Origin of the sequence: Roseibium sp. MMSF_3544 (genome assembly GCF_030732845.1) — a bacterium.
Classification (GTDB): domain Bacteria; phylum Pseudomonadota; class Alphaproteobacteria; order Rhizobiales; family Stappiaceae; genus Roseibium.
Genome location: NZ_JASHKA010000012.1, coordinates 97,090 through 115,701 on the forward strand (window position 1 = coordinate 97,090; position 18,612 = coordinate 115,701).

Here is an 18,612-nt window from a genome sequence, read left to right on the forward strand (position 1 = left end):
CATTAGAAAAGGACGTTTAAGCCGCGTCCTCACTCCCCCAATGCGGACATATGGGGATCGTTTGTGGCAGATCAGGACTGAGATTTAGGAGTTTTGGTGACGAATGCAGGCAACATTCTGGCAGGGTGAAAGCTTCGTTAAGCTATTCGCAAATTGCAGGGCCACTGATGCAAAGATGCTTGTCCCCGGGTTCCCCCATACCAATCTATTGCGTATAAGGCGCCCAACTGATTTGCGCGCCCCCTCCAAAAACTGTGCACGCAGGCCATAAAAACCCGAACCGGAACGCATTTATGCTGTTTGACTATATTAGCCTCGCAGGCGGATTGGTTGTGCTGATTATTGCCGGCGATGTCTTGGTCAGAGGCTCCGTGGGCGTTGCCCAACGGCTTGGAATTCCCAATCTGGTGATCGGTCTCACAATTGTCGCCTTCGGCACGTCGGCGCCTGAGCTGGTCATTTCGCTCAAGGCTGCATTGGAGGATGCCGGCGGCATCGCGATCGGTAACGTGGTCGGATCGAACATTGCCAACGTTCTCCTTGTGCTCGGCATGCCGGCGCTGATCGCAGCAACACCGTGCGGCGAGGACGGTGCGACGCGCAATGCAGTGTTCATGGTTGCCGTCACACTGGTATTCATCGGGCTCTGCTTTTTCACGCCGATCGGTCTTTACGCCGGCCTCGTTCTCTTGTTTCTGCTGGCGATTTTTCTCACTGCCTCCACAATCACCGCCCGGCGCCACCGCAAGGAGCAAAAGAAGATTGCAGCAGCCTCGGCAGGCGCTGCCGTGGCGGATGCCGAAATTGAACCGTCAGACGAACTCGACGATGTCGAGGATGTGCCCGATTCTGTTTACGTCGCACTCGTCTACATCATCCTTGGTCTCGTCGGCCTTCCGCTCGGCGCTCACTTCACCATCACCGGAGCGGTCGACATTGCAACGCATTGGGGCGTCAGCGAAGCCGTGATCGGCCTGACGATTATCGCGCTTGGCACATCGCTTCCAGAGCTAGCCACCACTGTCATGGCCGCGATCCGCCAGCACGGCGCCGTCGCCATTGGCAACGTCATCGGCTCGAACATCTTCAATCTTCTTGCGATCATCGGCATAACCGCTGTTGTCGTCCCGATCGACGTGCCGCCGGAGGTTCTGAAACTGGATATATGGGTGATGCTGGCTTGCGCCGTTCTTTTGACGTTCCTGGCCGCCTGCCGCATCCAGCTCAACAAAATCTCAGGCATTGCGATGACTGCCGCCTACGCCCTTTACATCGCGACCGTCTACATGCTCGGAAATGTGCACTAAAGGTTAGAGAACCCGAACAGCCCGGCGGACGGCTCTTTCCCAAACGGTCCTGTGCGCTTAAATGTCAGACATGCAGGACACAACCGATTCTCCAGAGACGGCCGATACCGGCACCAGCGATGAGACGCCCGTGCCCAAGAAGGGTGTCGAGGTCATCGCCAATGAGGTCAAGCGTCTGCCCAACGGTCCGGGCGTCTATCGGATGCTGGACGAAAATGGTGAGGTTCTCTACGTCGGCAAGGCAAGAAGCCTGAAGAAACGGGTCACCAGCTATACCCGCCTGCAGGGCCAGTCGAACCGGATCATGCGCATGATCCTGTCGACAGCGGCGATGGAATTCGTCGTAACCAAAACCGAGCCCGAGGCGCTGCTGCTCGAAGCCAATCTGATCAAGCGCCTCCGTCCGCGTTTCAATGTCCTGCTCAGGGACGACAAGTCCTTTCCCTACATTCTGGTGACCGGAGATCACCAGTCGCCGGCGATCGTCAAGCACCGGGGCGCCAGGAAACGAAAAGGCGAATATTTCGGGCCCTTTGCATCCGCCGGCGCGGTCGACAGAACCATCAACGCACTTCAAAAAGCGTTCCTGATCCGGACTTGTTCAGACAGCTACTACGAAAACCGCTCGCGCCCCTGCCTGCAGTATCAGATCAAGAGATGCGCCGGTCCCTGCACCGGTGAGATCGACCCTGAGGACTACGCTGGCCTTGTTTCGGAAGCCAAGGCCTTCCTGTCCGGCCGAAGCCAACTCATCAAGAAGCAACTGAACGAACAGATGGAGGCCGCTTCTGCCGATCTGGAGTTCGAGCGCGCCGCAATCTACCGCGATAGGTTGTCCGCGCTGTCTCACGTTCAGGCGCACCAGGGCATCAACCCGCAATCGGTCCAGGAGGCAGACGTCTTTGCCGCGCACCAGGAGGGTGGTCAGACCTGCGTTCAGGTGTTTTTCTTCCGCACCGGCCAGAACTGGGGCAACCGCGCCTATTTCCCGAAAGCCGACAAATCCCTTGATGAGGCCGAAATCCTGGAGAGTTTCCTCGCCCAGTTCTACGACGACAAACCAGCCCCGAAGCAGATCCTGCTGTCGCACGCGCTCGCCGAGCAGGATCTTCTGTCAGAGGCGTTGAGCGAGCGAACCGGGCGCAAGGTGGACGTCTCGGTTCCAAAGCGTGGCGAAAAGAAAGAGCTTGTCGACCATGCATTGACCAACGCGCGTGAGGCGCTCGGGCGACGCCTTGCCGAAACCTCCAGCCAGGCGCGCCTTCTGAAAGGCGTCTCCGAAGCATTCGACCTGTCTGATCCGCCACGGCGCATCGAAGTCTATGACAACTCCCACATCATGGGCACGAATGCAGTTGGCGGCATGATCGTCGCCGGCATGGAAGGATTTGCCAAGGGACAGTACCGCAAGTTCAACATCAAGTCCGAAGACCTCGTGCCGGGCGACGACTATGGCATGATGCGCGAAGTGCTCACCCGGCGGTTCTCTCGGCTTTTGAAGGAGAACGTCCGTGAGGAAGCGCCGGACAATCCGCCAACAGAACTTGGCACTGGTGATGCGGAAACGGCGGACGATCTTCCGGAGAACACTCCGGACATGCCCGCATGGCCCGATCTGGTCCTGATCGATGGTGGCCAGGGACAGTTGACGGCCGCCCGGGAAACGCTGGAAGAGCTCGGCATCACCGATGTTCCCCTGGTCGGCATCGCGAAAGGCCCGGACAGGGACGCCGGACGCGAGAAATTCTTCATCCCGGGCCGGCAGTCTTTCATGCTGCCGGAACGCGATCCCGTGCTCTATTTTGTCCAGCGATTGCGTGACGAAGCCCACCGCTTTGCCATCGGCAGCCACCGCGCCCGCCGCAAGAAGGACATTGCCCGGAACCCGCTCGACGAGATCGCGGGCATCGGACCGACGCGGAAGAAAGCGCTCCTCAGCCATTTCGGCACCGCCAAGGCTGTGTCCAAGGCCGGCATAGACGACCTGGCGTCCGTGCCGGGCATTTCCGAAGCCATTGCCAAACTGGTCTACGACCATTTTCATGAGTGAACAGCTGACCGGTCCGGTGCCGCATCATTCTGATTTGCGAGGTTGAAAGTGTCCAATCGACTTCAAGCTGCAATCAAGTGCATGAACGACAGAGATTTCGGCACCGCAATGGACATCCTGATGGATCTTCACCAGTCAAGCCCGAAAGATCCTCAGGTAAATTACTGGATCGGTGTGATTTATCTGACCCACGGAAAGAGCGAGCAAGCCGTTGCGCACCTTTCAGTCGCAGCGAAATTTGCCAAGAAGGAAGCTGCGATCGTCGCGACGCTTGCAGATGCTCTGAGTAAGAACAATCAGCACGAAGAAGCACTTGTCCATGCCCGAAAGGCCGTCGCGCTCGACCGGAATTCGGAGATCGCGCACTGCGCTCTTGGTGAAATCTACTCAAAACTCCGCAGGCCCGTTATGGCCGAACAGGCATTCAACAGCGCGCTGAAGCTCAACGGGACGTCCACGATTGCGCACATGGCGATGCTGCGCCTGAAAAACTCGCTCGGTGAAAGGGAAACGGCGGAAGCCCACTACGACGCAGCATTCGAATTCGCTCCGTTTGAACCGTCGGTGCTCATTAACGCCAGGGACCACACTGACGCGGAGAAAAGAAAAAGCGCGCTCAAGAATATTGAAGCGGTGATGAGCGATCCCGACAAGCATATGTCCAGGATTGAACGCGCGCAGCTTGGGTTCACAGCAGGCAAGATCTGCGACGGCGTCGGCGACCTTTCAAAGGCATTCGAGTATTTCGAGAAGTACCGCGCGGATATGTACGGCCAGTACGACCCGGAAAAACAGGAAACTCTCCTTGAACGATACAAGGAGGTGTTTACACCGCATTTTTTCGAGGAACGCGCGGATTTTGCACTTTCCAGCGACCGCCCGGTTTTCGTGTTTGGAATGCCAAGGTCCGGAACAAGCCTGGTGGAAGCCATCTTGTCTGCGCACCCCAGGGTGACCGCGGCCGGCGAACTCAGTTTTTTCGACGACAGGATCATCGAGCTGGGCAGCGGAGCTACCGGTGACGACGGGCTGTTCAACGCCGCACAGAACCTGGACAGGAAGACGGCCCAAAGATTTGGTCGGAAATATCTGTCACTCCTGGAAGCATACAACAAGAAGACAGACCGGGTGGTCGACAAGCTGCCGCAGAATTTCGAAAATCTCTGGCTGATCGCTCTGCTTTTCCCAAACGCCCATTTCTGTCACGTTCGGCGCAATCCTGCCGATACCTGCACATCGATCTACATGACGCCTTTGCCCGGCAAGCACAGCTACAATCGATCGCAGGAGTCGCTTGCTCACTATTACGGATTTTATGCCAGGCTTATGAAGCATTGGGAAAGCTGCCTTCCCGTTGAAATCAGAAATCAGTCCTACGAAGATCTCGTGAACGAGCCCGGACCTCAGCGCCAGGCGTTGGTTCAACACATTCAGCTGCCCTGGGACGATGCGTGTGCGCAGCATGAAAACAATGACGCTCAGGTGTTTACCTTCAGCATGTCGCAGGTTCGAAAGCCGATCTATACCGGTTCGGTCAACCGGGCCGAAAGATACCGTGAGCATATGCGGCCCCTCTTCTCGGGGCTTGAAGATCTGGACGACACTTAGGAGGGTGGATGAAGCGATTTTCCGTCAGCTGCAAAACGTCCCGTATCAGTTCACAAATCCCTTGGATGCAATCCACCCATGAGCGATAGGAACAACGGTGAAACCAGGTCGTTTCTGAAGTGGGCGCTTTCGCTGATTTGCTGGTGCGGGTCACTCGGAGCGTTGACCTTCTGTGCTCTGGGCCTGTCCACCTTTGTGGCACCGGACTACTGGTTCACCGACAACATGAGCTTTTTCCTGCGCCAGCTTCTCGCCGGCGGGTTTGTTGGTTGCCTGGCGGGCTTGGTCGGGCTTTTGATGCGTCACAGGTTCGCAATCCTTTATCGCCTCACATGGGCACTCGCCGTGATCGCGCTGGTCTCGCTCACAGCACTGACCGGAGCGCGTACGCTGGAAAACGTCGCCGACACAGAAGCTCTGCAGACGGGCGAACTTCCGGTCAAAATCATATCGATCAACATCAAGCACCTGTTTCTAGGTGATGAAACTCTGGCGACTTTTCTGGAACAGGAAAAGCCGGACATTTTGGTGATCCAGGAAGCTTTGTGGTGGTTGCAGGAAAGGCGCTGGGAACGCCTCGGGCTCCCCGTCGGCGGTGCTGGTGCGAACGGGTTCCCCTCCAATCTCAAGGTTGGCGCAATGGGCAGCCTTGTCGTCTATTCGCGATTTCCGATCCTGCAGGACAAGTCGCATGTCGTGGAAGGTGATCTTCACAGGGGTTCCAAACTCATCCATGATCCCGATCGCGAATTGCTCCAATTGAAACTGGAAACGGATGCAGGGCCGTTCGATCTTATGTCGGTTCATCCCGACAGTCCCAGGAATCATGTCCGCTGGCTCAACAAGCGTCTTTATTTCGACACGGCGGACGCGATCATGCACGAGCTGAGAGAAACCGGCAGCGATCCCCTGATTGTTATCGGCGACTGGAACAGTTCGCCCTGGTCCGCGCGGTTTCAACGAACCCTCGCCCAAAACAATCTGAGGACGGCCTATCCCGGCGGATGGCCGCAGACGACAAGGTTCTTTTTCGATTACCGCCTGCACTGGATCCTGGGGGCGCCGGTCGACCAGTTTGCGGTTTCCGGGAATGTCCGCGTGCTGAGCGTTTCAACCGGCCCGGACATCGGCTCTGATCATCTGCCGCTGATCGTCGACCTTGCGTTGCCACGTTCAAACGCCAACTGAGACATTGCCTGTGACTTTTAGCTGAAAGTGTTTGAGCCGCAGATCAGGATTCGAAACACTGCCGGGAACCGTTTCCCGATTCTCTCGAAGTCAGCATGGCAAAACTCTATTTCAACTACTCCTCCATGAACGCCGGCAAATCGACGGTTCTGCTTCAAGCCGCCTACAACTACGAGGAACGCGGCATGAACGCGCTCCTTCTCATCGCCGCATTCGATGATCGCGGCGGCAAGGGACGGATTGCCTCGCGGATCGGTCTGTCAGCCGACGCTGATGTTTTTACAGCGCAAGACAATGTCTTCGATCATGTGAAGCAAGTGCACGAGCGGACACCAGTCGATGCAGTTCTGGTCGACGAGGCGCAATTTCTGACCGAAGAGCAGGTTTGGCAGCTGGCAAATGTGGCCGACCAGCAGCGCATTCCGGTCATGTGTTTCGGCCTGCGCACCGATTTCCAGGGAAAACTCTTTCCCGGCAGTGCGTCACTGCTCGCGATCGCCGACAACCTGAAGGAAATCAAGACCATCTGCTGGTGCGGCCGCAAGGCCACCATGGTCGCCCGGCTCGACGGCAACGGCCGGATCGTGGAGGAAGGCGATCAGGTCGTTATCGGCGGCAACGAGACATACGTATCCCTGTGCCGAAAGCACTGGGCGCGGCGGGAACTGGCATAGAAAGACTGGGCACTTGCGGCTGTGCCGATGGGTCACGCCGCAAGCTCTATTGCTCCTTCAAGCTGCAATTTCACGACGTCGGTGGGTCCGAATCCACGGATGTCCACCGATCTTGAATTACCGGCTACAAAGCCTTCTATTCCAACTTCGCCGAAATCAGCTGTCGCCGTGACCTCCATCGGTTTCGACAGGCACTGAAGGCGTGACGCCAGGTTCACGGCCGGTCCGAAGACATCGAAAACGTATTTTTGGACGCCGACCACAGAACCGACAACCGCACCTGACGCGAGCCCGATCCGCGCGCGCCATTGATGTGGATGGGTTTCGTTTCTCCGCTCCAGGTACCGGATCATCTTCGCAGCGCATTGGGCAACGGCATCCGCATGATCCGGGTTCGGTGTCGGCAGTCCGGCAACGGCCAGATACGCATCCCCGATGGTCTTGATCCGCTCGCACCCGTGCATTTCGGCAATCCGGTCGAACCCGGTAAAGATGTCGTTCAACTCCGTCACGGTCACCGTCGGGTCGGCCGCAGCCGCCATCTGGGTAAAGCCGACAAAGTCCAGCATCAGAACCGATACCGGCTCGTAGAGTTTTGGCGTCACGGTGCCGAAGGTCTTGTACTCCTCATAGACGGAACGGGGCATGACGTTCAAAAGCAGCTTCTCGACCTGGGCCTTTTCACGCTCCAGTTCACGCGCTTTGCGTTCAGCAATCCTCGCGTAGCTGTCGATCATTGCCTCTGTCTCACGCAAGCGCGAGATATTCTGGCATTCGACCAGCAGGATCTTGCGTCCATCGCTCTCCGCGTGCCGGATGACGGTCTCGATGGTCAGGAGCCGGCGTTTGCGCTTGACCGCGACATCGAGCTTGATCGCGTCCCGCTCGGCCAATTCGTTCAGCAGATCACCGCGTTCGACATTCCCGAGCACACTTTCCAGCGACGTTCCTTCCTCAATGCTGAACCAGTCGGCAAAGGCAGGGTTTGAATAATGAATGCGCAGGTCCTCCGGATCGGCGAGGGCAACGCCGACACCTATGTTTGAGAGCATGCGCATACTGATGGCATCGATATTCATGCCGCACGGCTCCTCTTCACGATGATCGACCGCCGGGCCTCGACCGCCGCAACCGCTGCAACGCGGTCCGGCCTTTCAAATCCAGCATCGATCAGGGTTTCGTTCAAAAGCGCGGCAATCTCGTCGAAATGGTGGTGCTCGACATTGAGGTGCGCATGCGCGTCTGCAAGCCGTGTCTCGGAAACTTCAACGGGACCGCCCAGCAGACCGGCAATCATGCGCGTCTGGTGATCGACAAGACGGGCCATGTTCACGTTCTCGAAGAAATGGCCGACGATATCGTTGTCGAGCGCGCGTTCGTAAAAGTCGGTCACAACCTGACGGACGCCCGGAAAACCTCCGTATTTCTCATAAAGTGTCTGATTGCTGTTGGTCATGTGTCTGTTCCCTTTGTGCGTAAATGTTTTTTTGGAAAAGCGAGACGAGCGGGTCCGCAGGACACCGCCCGTTTTCAGTGTCAGCGCTTGTGGATCACGATTTCGGCGTACTCGGCCGGAACGATCATCGCCCGCTCGCCGCCGACGGACGCAGCTTCAGCTAGGCCAACAAGATCGGCTTCAAGAGCAGCCGCACCTTCAGCGCCGACCGCCTGGAAAGCCTTGTTCATCGGGCCATAGATTTCGCGCCAGCTTTCAACCCAGTCCCGCGCAGAGCGATAGCGGAACACGAACGTTCTCGAGGTGATCGCGATGCTGGTCGCTTCATTGCCGAAGAGATCCTGAAGGCGTGCTTCGGATGCCCATTCCAGCGGCGAGCGCACACCGGCGGGCGGCGGCATGTGGCGTCCGATGGTCTTGAAGACCTGTCCGATGAAACCGGCCGCAGTCCAGTTTGCCATGCCGATGCGGCCACCCGGCTTGCAGACGCGCAGCATCGAACGCGCGGCGGCATCCTGATCTGCCGTAAACATCACCCCGAATGTCGACGTCACCACGTCAAACGAAGTGTCATCAAATGGCAGGTTTTCGGCGTCTGCCTCTCGGAAAGCAACGGGAAGACGCTCGGCCTTCGCCCGTTCCATGCCGTTCTTCAGCCAGGCCTCGACATAATCGGTCGACACCACGTCGCAGAAACGGCGTGCTGCAGCCAACGTCGCATTGCCGTTTCCGGCGGCGACATCGAGCACCCGTTCACCCGGCGCAAGATCCAGCGCTTCGGCGAGTGTTTCGCCGACAATCTGGAGGGTTGTTCCAACTGCCGGATAATCGCCGGTGGACCAGACGGTCTGCTGGCGTTGCTTGATCTCCTTCAGATCAGGTCCCGAAAAGGACGATTGGTCTAATGCGTTCATACTAAGGCTCCTTCAGGCCGGTTGTTGACGATCAATAGATCGCACTGCCGCTGCGAAGGTGCTTGAAGATTGCCTGATGGACGCTTGGGGATTGTCTGAGGAAGGGGTGAAATTTGCGGGTGGTGCCGGATCGCCGTGCGTTTTTTGTCGCCCTATCCCGGCAACGCGCTAGGAGAGACCTGCGAGCATCAGGCCGCGTTCAAACTCTTCCCGGAAGTCTTTTTCAGCAAATGGAAACGCCTTGAAAAAGTGCTGTGTCTCCGTATTGGCGCCATTTGCCTGAGCCTGGGACGCGTAGCGCCGGGCCGCAGCAAGATCACCGGCGAGCGCGTGGGTCGCTGCTGCGATCATGTGGATCAGATGGTGTGCGCCGGGAGCTTCAGCGGCGGACGCGGCTTCCTTCACAGCGGTTTCGAAATCGCCTGCCCTGAGCTTCGCGATCGCGCGCACGCCATGCATGCCGTAGAGCAACGGGTCGAGCGGGCTCAAGTCGATCGCCGCCGAGGCATGGGTCAAGGCAGCTTGGGTCCGGCCCTGCATCGCTTCAGCAAAGGCCCGCGAATAGTGACCCTGCGCGAAGCTCGGACTGAGCGAGATGGCACGCTCCAACCATCCAAGCCCGGAGCCGGGTTCACCGCTCAGCCAGAACGACCGGCCCAGATTGAGATTGGCAAAGGGGTCCAGGGGATCAAGTTCCACGGCCTGTTCGGCAAAACGCCGCGCGTCGGCAACAGCAGAGGGCGTATCCGGCGTATACCCGACAAACGCATCCTGAAATCGTGCAAAAGACAGCCCTGCCAGCGCACGCGCAAAGTCCGGATCTTTTGCGATCGCGCGTTCAAAACAGGACTTCGCAGCCGTGTTGTTGCTTTCATTGAATAGAAACAGATGGCGCAAACCCAAGTGATATTCCGCCCAGGCGTCGAGGCTCTGGGTCGAGGACCGCGACGCGATGGAGGCCTCGCGCTGTGTGATGTAGATTTCGAGCGAAGATCCGATCTGGTTCAGCATCTCCTGCCGCATTTCAAAGAAATGGGTGCTTTTGCCTTCAAATCGATCAGCCCAGATCACCTGCCCGCTTTCGCAATGAACCAGTTCGACCGTGACGCTCATCATGTCCTGGAAATGAAGAACAGTTCCTGTAAGCGCGTAGCGAACCTCAAGGCGCTTGCCGATCGCGGCGAGGTCAGGGTCCGGTCCCCTGAACTGAAACGCCGTACCTCTGGCAATGACGCGCAGCCAACGCAGTTTGGCAAGCCCCTGGATCAGCTCGTGCGGAATGGCCTCGGCAAATAGCGTTTGCTTGTGGTCGGAACCGAAATCCTCGAATGGCAGGACAACGATGGATGGTTTTCCGGTTTCCTCGGTCGGCGCCGGACGCTCTGCCGGTTCTGCCTTGGGTGTCGGAGGAGTGATGACCTGTATCTGTTCCTTGACCTCACCGACAAACCGGAACCCTCGCCCGCGCACGGTCTTGATCAGTCGCTGTTGGTCCCCATCATCGCCAATGGCCTTGCGAAGGGATTTTATGCAGGTCGATATGGCAGCGTCCGAGATGTACCTGTCGTCCCAGATTTCCCGAACGATCTCATCCTTGCCGACCAGACGATCGCGATTGGAGACCAGCAGGCAAAGCAGATCGAAGGCGCGCGGTTCAATATTAACGGACCTTCCGGACCGTCTGAGCTCCGCCACCGCGAAGTCTATTTCCTTGTCTTCAAACGACAAAATCATCGGCGAATGGTCGCGAAAAGTCTTCAATCACGTGTGGGACTGACGTAAGGGTACGGACCCTAGCGGAGTCTGCCTGATGCCCGCCACCCGGTCAACGTTGGCGACGTCAACGGGAATCGTCAGAAAAATCCGTCATCCGTACCGGTTGGACTTGCCAGATACCTTTGAATGACCGGGTCGATCCGCAGGGAGTCGGCGCTGAACACACCACAGGTCTTGAACAGTTCCTTCACGGATTTGTAGGCTTCGTATTTCCGCCAGACCACCTTTGAGGCGTAGGGCATCCGGCTTGGCATCGACGCCAGGAAACACATTGTCCCGAAGAGATATTGCCGTTTCTGCCGCGGAGGAGGCGTCAGAATGTGCATGCTCAGCGCATTCTCGTTCTTCCGCTCGCTGTCGACGATGAATAGCCTGCCATTCTGATAAGATACTTTGCCGTCACATCTGGTCCAGCGGCGTCGCTTGGACGATGTATCCGAGAGCGCCTCGATCAGCCGGCTGTAGACGACGCCGTTCCGCTCATCCAGAAAGACCGAGTTCACCACATACCCGTTCGGATCGACAGGGGCCCGAAAATAGACCTGGTATGCGCCCAGAAACGGTCGCAACCGCGACAGGTCTCCTGGAAACACATTCGCCAGCGGATCCTGGCGATGCTCGTGCAGTGTTGCCGATTTCGCCCGGTAGGAAATTACCAACTGTGCGTGTGATCCGAGAATGTCGGCGTCATCGACACCAAAATATCTCGCAATCCGGCGCAGATTGTTTGCGCTCGGTTTTGTGCGTCCCGACAGGTACTTGCTGAACTGCTGCTGGTTGATGCCGATATCCCTGCACACTTTCGCCGTGGACGCCTTTTCCGCACAGAGGAATCGAAGATTTGTAATGAGATCGTCCACAATCACTGACCTTCCACTTCGTCTCCTGAGCATCAGTATGAAAGCTTAAACTAGCTTATAAAAGCAAAGAAATGCGCAATTGTCAGCTCCACGCGACGAGCCGAAAGTCGGCAACAGTTCGCAACGCGCTCACGAGTTGGAGGATCACAATGAACAAGCAGGACTATCTGCGCATCATGGAATCAAGGTTGATCTCGCGCAGCATCGACCGGCGGCAATTCATGAGAGGTGTGCTGGCGACCGGGATCACGGTGAGCGCGGCAACAATGCTGGCAAATCGCGCGGAAGCTGCAACGCCAAAAAAAGGTGGCTCGCTGACGGCAGGGCTCGGCCACGGGGCAACGAGCGACACGCTCGATCCCGGGCTGCTCGCCGCCGGTTTCCTCATCCCGCTCGGCCTGGCCATGAACGGCTATCTGACGGAAATAGACGCCAACAACGAAGTCCAGCCATCACTGGCCGAGTCCTGGGACGTCTCGGACGACGCTTCGGTCTGGCGGTTCAAGTTGCGCAACGGTGTGGAGTTCCATAACGGCAAAACTTTATCGGCTGACGACGTCGTGGCTTCGGTCAACCACCACCGCGGCGAAAACACGACCTCGGCGGCAGCGCCCTTGCTGGCAGGCGTCAGGGACATTCGCGTCGATGGCAGCGACGTTGTCGTTTTCGAGCTGGAGGCCGGCAACGCAGACTTTCCGGCAGCCCTGAGCGACTACCACATCGCGATCATGCCGGCCGTGGACGGCAAGATGGACTGGCAATCCGGCATCGGCAGTGGCGCCTACCGGCTCGATGAGTTCGATCCAGGTGTCGCGGCGAAGCTGTCCAGGCACAGGAACCACTGGACCGATGCAGCCGGTCATGTCGACGAATGGCGGCTTCTGGTGCTTCTTGACACCAATGCCCGCATGACGGCTGCCCTCACCGGCGATGTCGACGTCGCCGACAAGATCGACGTGAAAACGGCCGGGCGCCTTGCCGGCAACCCCAATCTCAATGTGCATTCAGTCGCGGGAACGCAGCATTACAGCTTTCCGATGCTGACAAACCGCGCTCCGTTTGACGACAACAACATCCGTCAGGCCATCAAGTGGGGTATCGACCGCGAAGAGTTGCTGGAGAAAATCCTCTTCGGATACGGCTCGGTTGGCAACGATCACCCGATCGGGTCCGGGCAGAAATATTTCAATTCCGAGCTGGAACAAAAGACCATCGACCCGGACAAGGCAAAATACTTCCTCAAGCAGGCTGGCCTCGACAGCCTCGACGTCGAACTCTCGGCGTCCGATGCAGCCTTCCCCGGCGCCATAGACGCTGCGCAGCTCATCCAGAACTCAGCCGCGAAATCCGGCATCAACGTCAAGGTCGTGCGCGAGCCGAATGACGGCTACTGGTCGGATGTCTGGCTCAAGAAGCCCTGGTGTGCGAGCTACTGGGCGGGTCGCCCGGTCGAGGACCTCATGTTCTCGCTGGCGTTCAAATCCGGCGTTTCGTGGAACGAGTCGCTCTGGTCGCATGAGAAATTCGACGCGCTTCTGGTCGAGGCGCGTGCCGAGCTCGATCAGGAAAAACGCCGCGACATGTACTGGGAGATGCAGGACATCGTGTCCAACCAGGGCGGCGTCGCAATTCCGATGTTCGCGTCCTATGTCTTCGCGACCCGGCCCTCGGTCGGCACGCCCGAAGTCATGGGATCGAACCTGGACCTGGATGGCAGCAGCTTCATGCAGCGCTGGTGGAAGGAAGGCTGACCGGTTCGGTGTCACGCGCTGATTTTTTTGCTTGGTCTTGAAACCGCGCCGGGGTTGCAGCCCCGGTGCGGACCTTCCTGTACCGGCAGATCATCGTGCATACTAGCGAAGAAATTTGAAAACCGAGCGAACGTCAGATCCGAGCGACTGGACGACTATTCTAACTGCCTGAGTGACAATGCGCCTCTTCATCGCGACCCTGTCTACTGAAACCAATACGTTTTCGCCGATGCCGACGGGGCTGTCCGGTTTCGAGGAGTATTTTCTGCGCCACGGAACGGCGACGCAGGAACCTCCAAACCTGATGACGGAAGCGCTTCATGTCTGGCGGTCTCGTGCAGAGAAGCTCGGCTGGGAGGTGATCGAGAGTCTGGCTGCGATCTCCGAACCAGCGGGCCCCACGGTCGCGGACTGTTATCAGGCGCTGCGCGACGAAATCCTCTCCGACCTCAAAAACACCGGCGGTGTCGATGTCGTTCTGCTTCAACTCCACGGCGCCATGGTCGCCGAAAATGAAGACGATTGCGAAGGGGACATTCTCGAACGTGTCAGGTCGATCTGTCCTGACACGACTATTGGCCTGGCGCTGGATCAGCACTGCCATCTGACCGAGAAGATGATGCAAAACAGCGATCTCATCATCTGCTTCAAGGAATACCCGCACGACGATGCCTCGGCGCGCGCGGAAGAATTGTTCACTCTGGCGCACAAGACGGTCCTGGGAGAAATACGCCCTGTCATGCGTGCCTTCGACTGCCGGATGATCAATCTCTACCTGACCAAGACCGGCAGGATGCGGGATTTTGTCAGGCGGATGAGCGACCTGGAGGCGCAGCCCGGGCTTCTGTCCGTTTCCCTCGCGCACGGGTTTCCCTGGGCCGACGTCGCCGATGTCGGCACGAGGACACTGGTCATCGCCGACGATGACGCCGAACTCGCACAAAAGACCGCCGAGATGCTTGGGCAGGAGTTTTTCGAGCTCCGGTACGAAGTGACAAACGACTTTTCAACTCTCGAGAACGCGCTCGACGAAGCAGCGGCGTTCTTGAACGGGCCGGTCGTTCTGGCGGACATGGGAGACAATTCGGGAGGTGGCGCGCCAGGAGACTCGACCTTTGTCCTGCATGCCCTGTTGCGCCAACGTCTGACCCACGTCGCCACCGGGATTTACTGGGACCCTGTCGCCGTGCGCATCTGCCAGGATGCGGGCACAGGGGCCACATTGCGGCTGAGGCTGGGTGGGAAAATCGGTCCGGACTCCGGCGACCCCATCGACCTGAGCGTCAAGGTCATGAACATTACCTCGGGCCTCGGACAGCATCTGGGCAAAGGGTTGGAGCCGCTGGGGACAGTGGTCTGGCTGCGCGCCTCAGACGAAGTCGATATTCTGATCAATGACCTGAGAACGCAGGTCTATCACCCCGAAGCTTTCGAACAGCTCGGCATTGATCTCACGACGAAATCCACGATCATCGTCAAATCCCTGTTTCACTTTTACGCGCCCTTTGAAAAGATCGCCTCCAAGATCATTCAGGTGGCAACGCCAGGCGGCACCTCGCCAAAATTCGATGACTTGCCGCTCAGCAAAAGACAAGTCCCCTTCTGGCCACGAGACGAAAATCCGTTTGGTGTCGGCCTAAGAACCAGCGCCTGACGGAATTGGACAACGTCCAGCACTTTGCTTCAGCCGATCGCGAAACTTGCCATATGGCGGTGCACGCTCGAGCCGCGTTCTGTCCGAAGCATCTGTTTGCCGCTTCAAACGAACAGAATCTCTCCGCCCCCTTGAAGCCCCACTTGTCGCCCCGTAAAAGGGACCAAACGGAACAGGAGTGGGCAACATGCTCGGCAAGATGTTCAAATCCCTCTTTGGCTCTTCAGGCGAAGGACAGGCGAAAGCGGCCTCCACGGCTGAGGCGGTCGAGCATGAGGGTTTCCAGATTTTCGCGGAACCGCAATCTTCGGGCGGGCAATGGCAGGTGGCCGGCCGCATCGAAAAGCAGTTCGGCGAAGAGACGAAGGTTCACCGTTTCATACGTGCCGATATCATGCCGGGTCAGACCGAGGCGGCCAACGAGATGATCCGTAAGGCCAAAATGATGATTGACCAGCAGGGCGATACGATATTCGATTAACGCGTGCACTTCGGGTTTTGGGGCACGACCCTGGCCCGAAGCCGGCACGCGACGTCTAATGGGCGACAAGAAACCGGCCCGTCAGGATTGCATATCCTGTCGACCGTGATTTTCCGGCGCGACCCCGCATTCTGAAAGCCGATATGAAACGAAACGTTGCTCTGAGCCTGCCCAATCTGTTGACCTATGGGCGTATTCTGGCGGTGCCCGCGGTTGCTGCATGTTTCTATTTTGAGGGGAACACCCCGCGTTGGATCGCGCTGGGTCTGTTCATCGTCGCTGCGATCACCGACTTTTTCGACGGTTATCTTGCGCGGGCCTGGCAGCAGCAATCGGCGCTCGGCCGGATGCTCGACCCGATCGCCGACAAGCTGCTCGTGTCCGTGTGCCTGCTGATGCTGGCAGCCGACGGCACGATCGGCAACTGGTCTCTGGTCGCGGCGATCATTATCCTGTGCCGTGAAATCCTGGTTTCGGGACTGCGTGAATTTCTGGCCGAGCTTCAGGTCAGCGTGCCCGTTACGCAATTGGCCAAGTGGAAGACAACAGTCCAACTCGTCGCGATCGCGGTTCTGCTCGCCGGACCCGCAGGCGATACCATCTTTGCCTATACGACCCTGTCAGGACTGACCGCACTTTGGATTGCTGCCCTTCTTACACTATATACGGGATATGACTATTTTCGCGCCGGGATCGGTCATCTCATTACCGAATAAAGACGCAGCTGCACCACGCAAGCCGAGCACTCGAGGAACTTCATGAACATCCGCTATTTCGCCTGGGTCCGCGAACGGGTCGGTATCGAAGAGGAAACAATCGAGCTTCCCGGCACCGTGAAAACTGTCTCTGATCTGATCGCGCATCTGAAATCGCTCGATGAGTATCACGCCTCCGCATTCGAGGAAGAGGACGCAATCCGGGTGGCTCTCGACCAGGTGCATGTGGAAACCGATGCGGAGATCGGTGATGCGCGTGAAGCCGCCTTCTTTCCGCCGATGACGGGTGGCTGAGCATGCCGGTTGCGCCCAGGATCAGCGTTCAGACGCAAGACTTTAATGCGCAGGCCGAAGCCGACCTCCTGACAAACGGGCGCAAGGATGTCGGTGCGCTGGTGAGCTTTACCGGACTTTGCCGCGACGAAGCCGGCACGCTGACAGCCCTGGAGCTGGAACATTACCCCGGTATGGCCGAGGCGGAGTTGACCCGAATTGCCGAAGAGGCTATCGGCCGCTGGCCGCTGACCGGTCTCACCGTCATTCACCGCTTTGGCAAGATCCCTCCCGGCGACAATATTGTTCTCGTCGTGGCTGCATCTTCCCATCGCCGTGCCGCATTCGAGGCCGCCGATTTTCTGATGGACTATCTGAAGACCCGCGCACCCTTCTGGAAAAAGGAACACCTTGTTTCCGGGGGAGCGAGCAGCTGGGTTGAAGCCAGGGCCGTGGACGACGAGGACGCGGCACGCTGGACCTGAATGCTCTGACCGCATAGACTGACATTTCTTCAAGCCCGAAAACCGCACCGTTTTCCGACACTTCTTGCTGTGGTTTATCGACGGCCCACATCTTTGAACTGGTTCTGGCCCCGTGAAACACGACATCGACTCTTCCGATGCTGCAACAGCTGATTCTGGCGCAAGTCCCGCACGGGCGCGCGCCGACAGCGAAGTTTTGCGGGAACCCGGCATTCCCTTTGCCGAGTTTGTCGCCATCATCGCCATGATCATGGCCCTGAACGCCATGGCGATCGACGTGATGCTGCCAGCGCTGCCGGCCATTGGCGATGCACTCAACATCATTGAGGAAAACAACCGGCAGCTGATACTGACATCCTACCTGGCAGGCTTTGGCGGTGCCCAACTGTTCTTTGGGCCGCTCACGGACGCGCTTGGCCGCCGCAAGGTGCTCATAGGCGGACTGACCCTTTACAGCCTGGCGAGCGTCGGCGCGATATTCGCAAACGACCTGGAGACACTGCTCGTTGCCCGCGTCCTGCAAGGGGTCGGATGCGCCGGAGCCCGGGTTGCTGCGCTTTCGGTCGTGCGCGACTGCTACACCGGGCGGAGCATGGGCAAGGTCATGTCCCTGGTGATGATGGTTTTCATGGCAGTGCCCGTGATCGCCCCCTCCGTCGGGCAGGTAGTCCTTCTGATGGCTGGCTGGCACTGGATCTTTGCGTTCCTGCTTTTGACCGGCATGGCGGTGCTGGTCTGGTCGATGCTTCGGATGCCGGAAACGCTTGCGCCCGAACGTCGTCGACCGATCGAGTTGTCAGAGATTACCGATGCCTATGGAACAGCCATAACGACGCGTTTGTGCGTCGGATATGCAGTTGCGACCGCGTTCGTCTTCGCAGGGCTCTTTGCATTCCTTGCCATGTCGCAGCAGATCTTCGTGGACATATTCGGTCTTGGAAACCTGTTCCCGGTCGTGTTCGCATCGATTGCAATCGCAATGGCAATCTCCTCCTTCACCAACGCGCAGCTAGTCGAAGCGATGGGCATGCGGCGCCTCTCGCACGCGGCCCTGCTCGTTTACACGCTGTTCGGGTTCTCGATCTTCGCCGTCTCTGCTCTCGGTCTGGAAAGCCTGGCATCGTTCTTCGTTTTGACGACGATCGTCATGATGTGTTTTGGCTTCGTCGGCGCGAATTTCAATGCTATGGCGATGGAACCGCTGGGGAAAATCGCCGGGACGGCGGCATCCGTGATCGGCTTCATAACGACCCTGGGCGGCGCTCTTCTGGGACACATCATGGGTCAGTTCTTCAACGGTACGACCGAACCCCTTGGGCTTGCCTTTGCAATCTACGGCGTCGCCGCGATCGCGTGCGTCTTGTACGCAGAAAAAGGCCGCATGTTCCACGCGCTGCACGACAGCAAACAGAACTGAAG

The 18,612-nt window shown here is 58.2% G+C and carries 17 protein-coding genes; 12 read left to right on the plus strand and 5 right to left on the minus strand.

Features of this window, described 5'->3' with window-relative positions; translation table 11 throughout:
• The first annotated feature begins 293 nt into the window (after positions 1–293).
• From RBB47_RS18165 to RBB47_RS18185, 5 genes are all read left to right on the plus strand, one after another.
• Positions 294–1,307 (plus strand): calcium/sodium antiporter, encoded by a 1,014-nt coding sequence (locus RBB47_RS18165; RefSeq protein WP_305987287.1) that lies wholly within the window; start codon positions 294–296, stop codon positions 1,305–1,307.
• A 70-nt stretch (positions 1,308–1,377) separates the two neighbouring features.
• A complete protein-coding gene (uvrC, locus tag RBB47_RS18170; protein ID WP_305987288.1) occupies positions 1,378–3,357 on the plus strand; it encodes an excinuclease ABC subunit UvrC in 1,980 nt (659 codons plus the stop codon).
• Between the two features lie 81 nt (positions 3,358–3,438).
• Positions 3,439–4,965: a sulfotransferase family protein gene (locus RBB47_RS18175; protein WP_305987289.1), complete on the plus strand. Its 1,527-nt coding sequence runs from the start codon at positions 3,439–3,441 to the stop codon at positions 4,963–4,965.
• A 78-nt stretch (positions 4,966–5,043) separates the two neighbouring features.
• On the plus strand, positions 5,044–6,153 hold the full coding sequence (locus tag RBB47_RS18180; RefSeq protein WP_305987290.1) for an endonuclease/exonuclease/phosphatase family protein: 1,110 nt from the start codon (positions 5,044–5,046) through the stop codon (positions 6,151–6,153).
• 95 nt (positions 6,154–6,248) lie between these two features.
• Entirely contained in the window at positions 6,249–6,827 is a 579-nt protein-coding gene (locus RBB47_RS18185; RefSeq protein WP_305987291.1) for a thymidine kinase, read from the plus strand.
• Positions 6,828–6,859: 32 nt separating this feature from the next.
• Here RBB47_RS18185 and RBB47_RS18190 read toward each other — a convergent pair whose 3' ends face one another.
• The 5 genes from RBB47_RS18190 to RBB47_RS18210 form a co-directional block, all read right to left on the minus strand.
• Positions 6,860–7,906, minus strand: a complete 1,047-nt coding sequence (locus RBB47_RS18190; protein WP_305987292.1) for an adenylate/guanylate cyclase domain-containing protein — start codon at positions 7,904–7,906, stop codon at positions 6,860–6,862.
• On the minus strand, positions 7,903–8,283 hold the full coding sequence (locus tag RBB47_RS18195; RefSeq protein WP_305987293.1) for a group 1 truncated hemoglobin: 381 nt from the start codon (positions 8,281–8,283) through the stop codon (positions 7,903–7,905). Before RBB47_RS18195 ends, RBB47_RS18190 begins: the two co-directional genes overlap by 4 nt.
• An 80-nt stretch (positions 8,284–8,363) precedes the next feature.
• The gene (locus RBB47_RS18200; RefSeq protein WP_305987294.1) at positions 8,364–9,197 is read right to left on the minus strand and encodes a class I SAM-dependent methyltransferase; all 834 of its coding nucleotides are present in this window, start codon (positions 9,195–9,197) and stop codon (positions 8,364–8,366) included.
• Positions 9,198–9,365: 168 nt separating this feature from the next.
• A complete protein-coding gene (locus RBB47_RS18205) occupies positions 9,366–10,931 on the minus strand; it encodes a winged helix-turn-helix domain-containing tetratricopeptide repeat protein (RefSeq protein ID WP_305987295.1) in 1,566 nt (521 codons plus the stop codon).
• Between the two features lie 119 nt (positions 10,932–11,050).
• Positions 11,051–11,839 (minus strand): helix-turn-helix transcriptional regulator, encoded by a 789-nt coding sequence (locus tag RBB47_RS18210; protein ID WP_305987296.1) that lies wholly within the window; start codon positions 11,837–11,839, stop codon positions 11,051–11,053.
• Between the two features lie 143 nt (positions 11,840–11,982).
• On the opposite strand from RBB47_RS18210, the gene RBB47_RS18215 reads away from it, so the two are divergent.
• The 7 genes from RBB47_RS18215 (at position 11,983) to RBB47_RS18245 (ending at position 18,610) form a co-directional block, all read left to right on the plus strand.
• Complete coding sequence (locus RBB47_RS18215) at positions 11,983–13,584, plus strand: ABC transporter substrate-binding protein (protein WP_305987297.1); 1,602 nt, start codon at positions 11,983–11,985, stop codon at positions 13,582–13,584.
• 178 nt (positions 13,585–13,762) lie between these two features.
• Positions 13,763–15,238, plus strand: a complete 1,476-nt coding sequence (locus RBB47_RS18220) for a M81 family metallopeptidase (RefSeq protein WP_305987298.1) — start codon at positions 13,763–13,765, stop codon at positions 15,236–15,238.
• Between the two features lie 187 nt (positions 15,239–15,425).
• Positions 15,426–15,719, plus strand: coding sequence for an HlyU family transcriptional regulator (locus RBB47_RS18225; protein WP_305987299.1), 294 nt, complete (start codon positions 15,426–15,428; stop codon positions 15,717–15,719).
• A 143-nt stretch (positions 15,720–15,862) separates the two neighbouring features.
• Positions 15,863–16,435: a CDP-diacylglycerol--glycerol-3-phosphate 3-phosphatidyltransferase gene (gene pgsA / locus RBB47_RS18230; protein ID WP_305987300.1), complete on the plus strand. Its 573-nt coding sequence runs from the start codon at positions 15,863–15,865 to the stop codon at positions 16,433–16,435.
• A gap of 42 nt (positions 16,436–16,477) precedes the next feature.
• Entirely contained in the window at positions 16,478–16,729 is a 252-nt protein-coding gene (moaD, locus tag RBB47_RS18235) for a molybdopterin converting factor subunit 1 (protein WP_305987301.1), read from the plus strand.
• A 2-nt stretch (positions 16,730–16,731) separates the two neighbouring features.
• Positions 16,732–17,193 carry a molybdenum cofactor biosynthesis protein MoaE gene (locus RBB47_RS18240; RefSeq protein ID WP_305987302.1) on the plus strand — a complete coding sequence of 154 codons (462 nt, stop codon included), beginning with the start codon at positions 16,732–16,734 and terminating at the stop codon, positions 17,191–17,193.
• A gap of 112 nt (positions 17,194–17,305) precedes the next feature.
• Positions 17,306–18,610 (plus strand): multidrug effflux MFS transporter, encoded by a 1,305-nt coding sequence (locus tag RBB47_RS18245; protein WP_305987303.1) that lies wholly within the window; start codon positions 17,306–17,308, stop codon positions 18,608–18,610.
• The last annotated feature ends 2 nt before the right edge of the window (positions 18,611–18,612 follow it).

Coding starts and splice junctions, on each gene's coding strand:
- RBB47_RS18175 (WP_305987289.1), top strand. CDS start 3,439: ATGAACGACAGAGATTTCGGCACCGCAATGGACATCCTGATGGATCTT.
- RBB47_RS18225 (WP_305987299.1), top strand. CDS start 15,426: ATGCTCGGCAAGATGTTCAAATCCCTCTTTGGCTCTTCAGGCGAAGGA.
- RBB47_RS18200 (WP_305987294.1), bottom strand. CDS start 9,197: ATGAACGCATTAGACCAATCGTCCTTTTCGGGACCTGATCTGAAGGAG.
- pgsA (WP_305987300.1), top strand. CDS start 15,863: ATGAAACGAAACGTTGCTCTGAGCCTGCCCAATCTGTTGACCTATGGG.
- RBB47_RS18215 (WP_305987297.1), top strand. CDS start 11,983: ATGAACAAGCAGGACTATCTGCGCATCATGGAATCAAGGTTGATCTCG.
- RBB47_RS18190 (WP_305987292.1), bottom strand. CDS start 7,906: ATGAATATCGATGCCATCAGTATGCGCATGCTCTCAAACATAGGTGTC.
- RBB47_RS18195 (WP_305987293.1), bottom strand. CDS start 8,283: ATGACCAACAGCAATCAGACACTTTATGAGAAATACGGAGGTTTTCCG.
- moaD (WP_305987301.1), top strand. CDS start 16,478: ATGAACATCCGCTATTTCGCCTGGGTCCGCGAACGGGTCGGTATCGAA.
- uvrC (WP_305987288.1), top strand. CDS start 1,378: ATGCAGGACACAACCGATTCTCCAGAGACGGCCGATACCGGCACCAGC.
- RBB47_RS18180 (WP_305987290.1), top strand. CDS start 5,044: ATGAGCGATAGGAACAACGGTGAAACCAGGTCGTTTCTGAAGTGGGCG.
- RBB47_RS18220 (WP_305987298.1), top strand. CDS start 13,763: ATGCGCCTCTTCATCGCGACCCTGTCTACTGAAACCAATACGTTTTCG.
- RBB47_RS18240 (WP_305987302.1), top strand. CDS start 16,732: ATGCCGGTTGCGCCCAGGATCAGCGTTCAGACGCAAGACTTTAATGCG.
- RBB47_RS18205 (WP_305987295.1), bottom strand. CDS start 10,931: ATGATTTTGTCGTTTGAAGACAAGGAAATAGACTTCGCGGTGGCGGAG.
- RBB47_RS18165 (WP_305987287.1), top strand. CDS start 294: ATGCTGTTTGACTATATTAGCCTCGCAGGCGGATTGGTTGTGCTGATT.
- RBB47_RS18185 (WP_305987291.1), top strand. CDS start 6,249: ATGGCAAAACTCTATTTCAACTACTCCTCCATGAACGCCGGCAAATCG.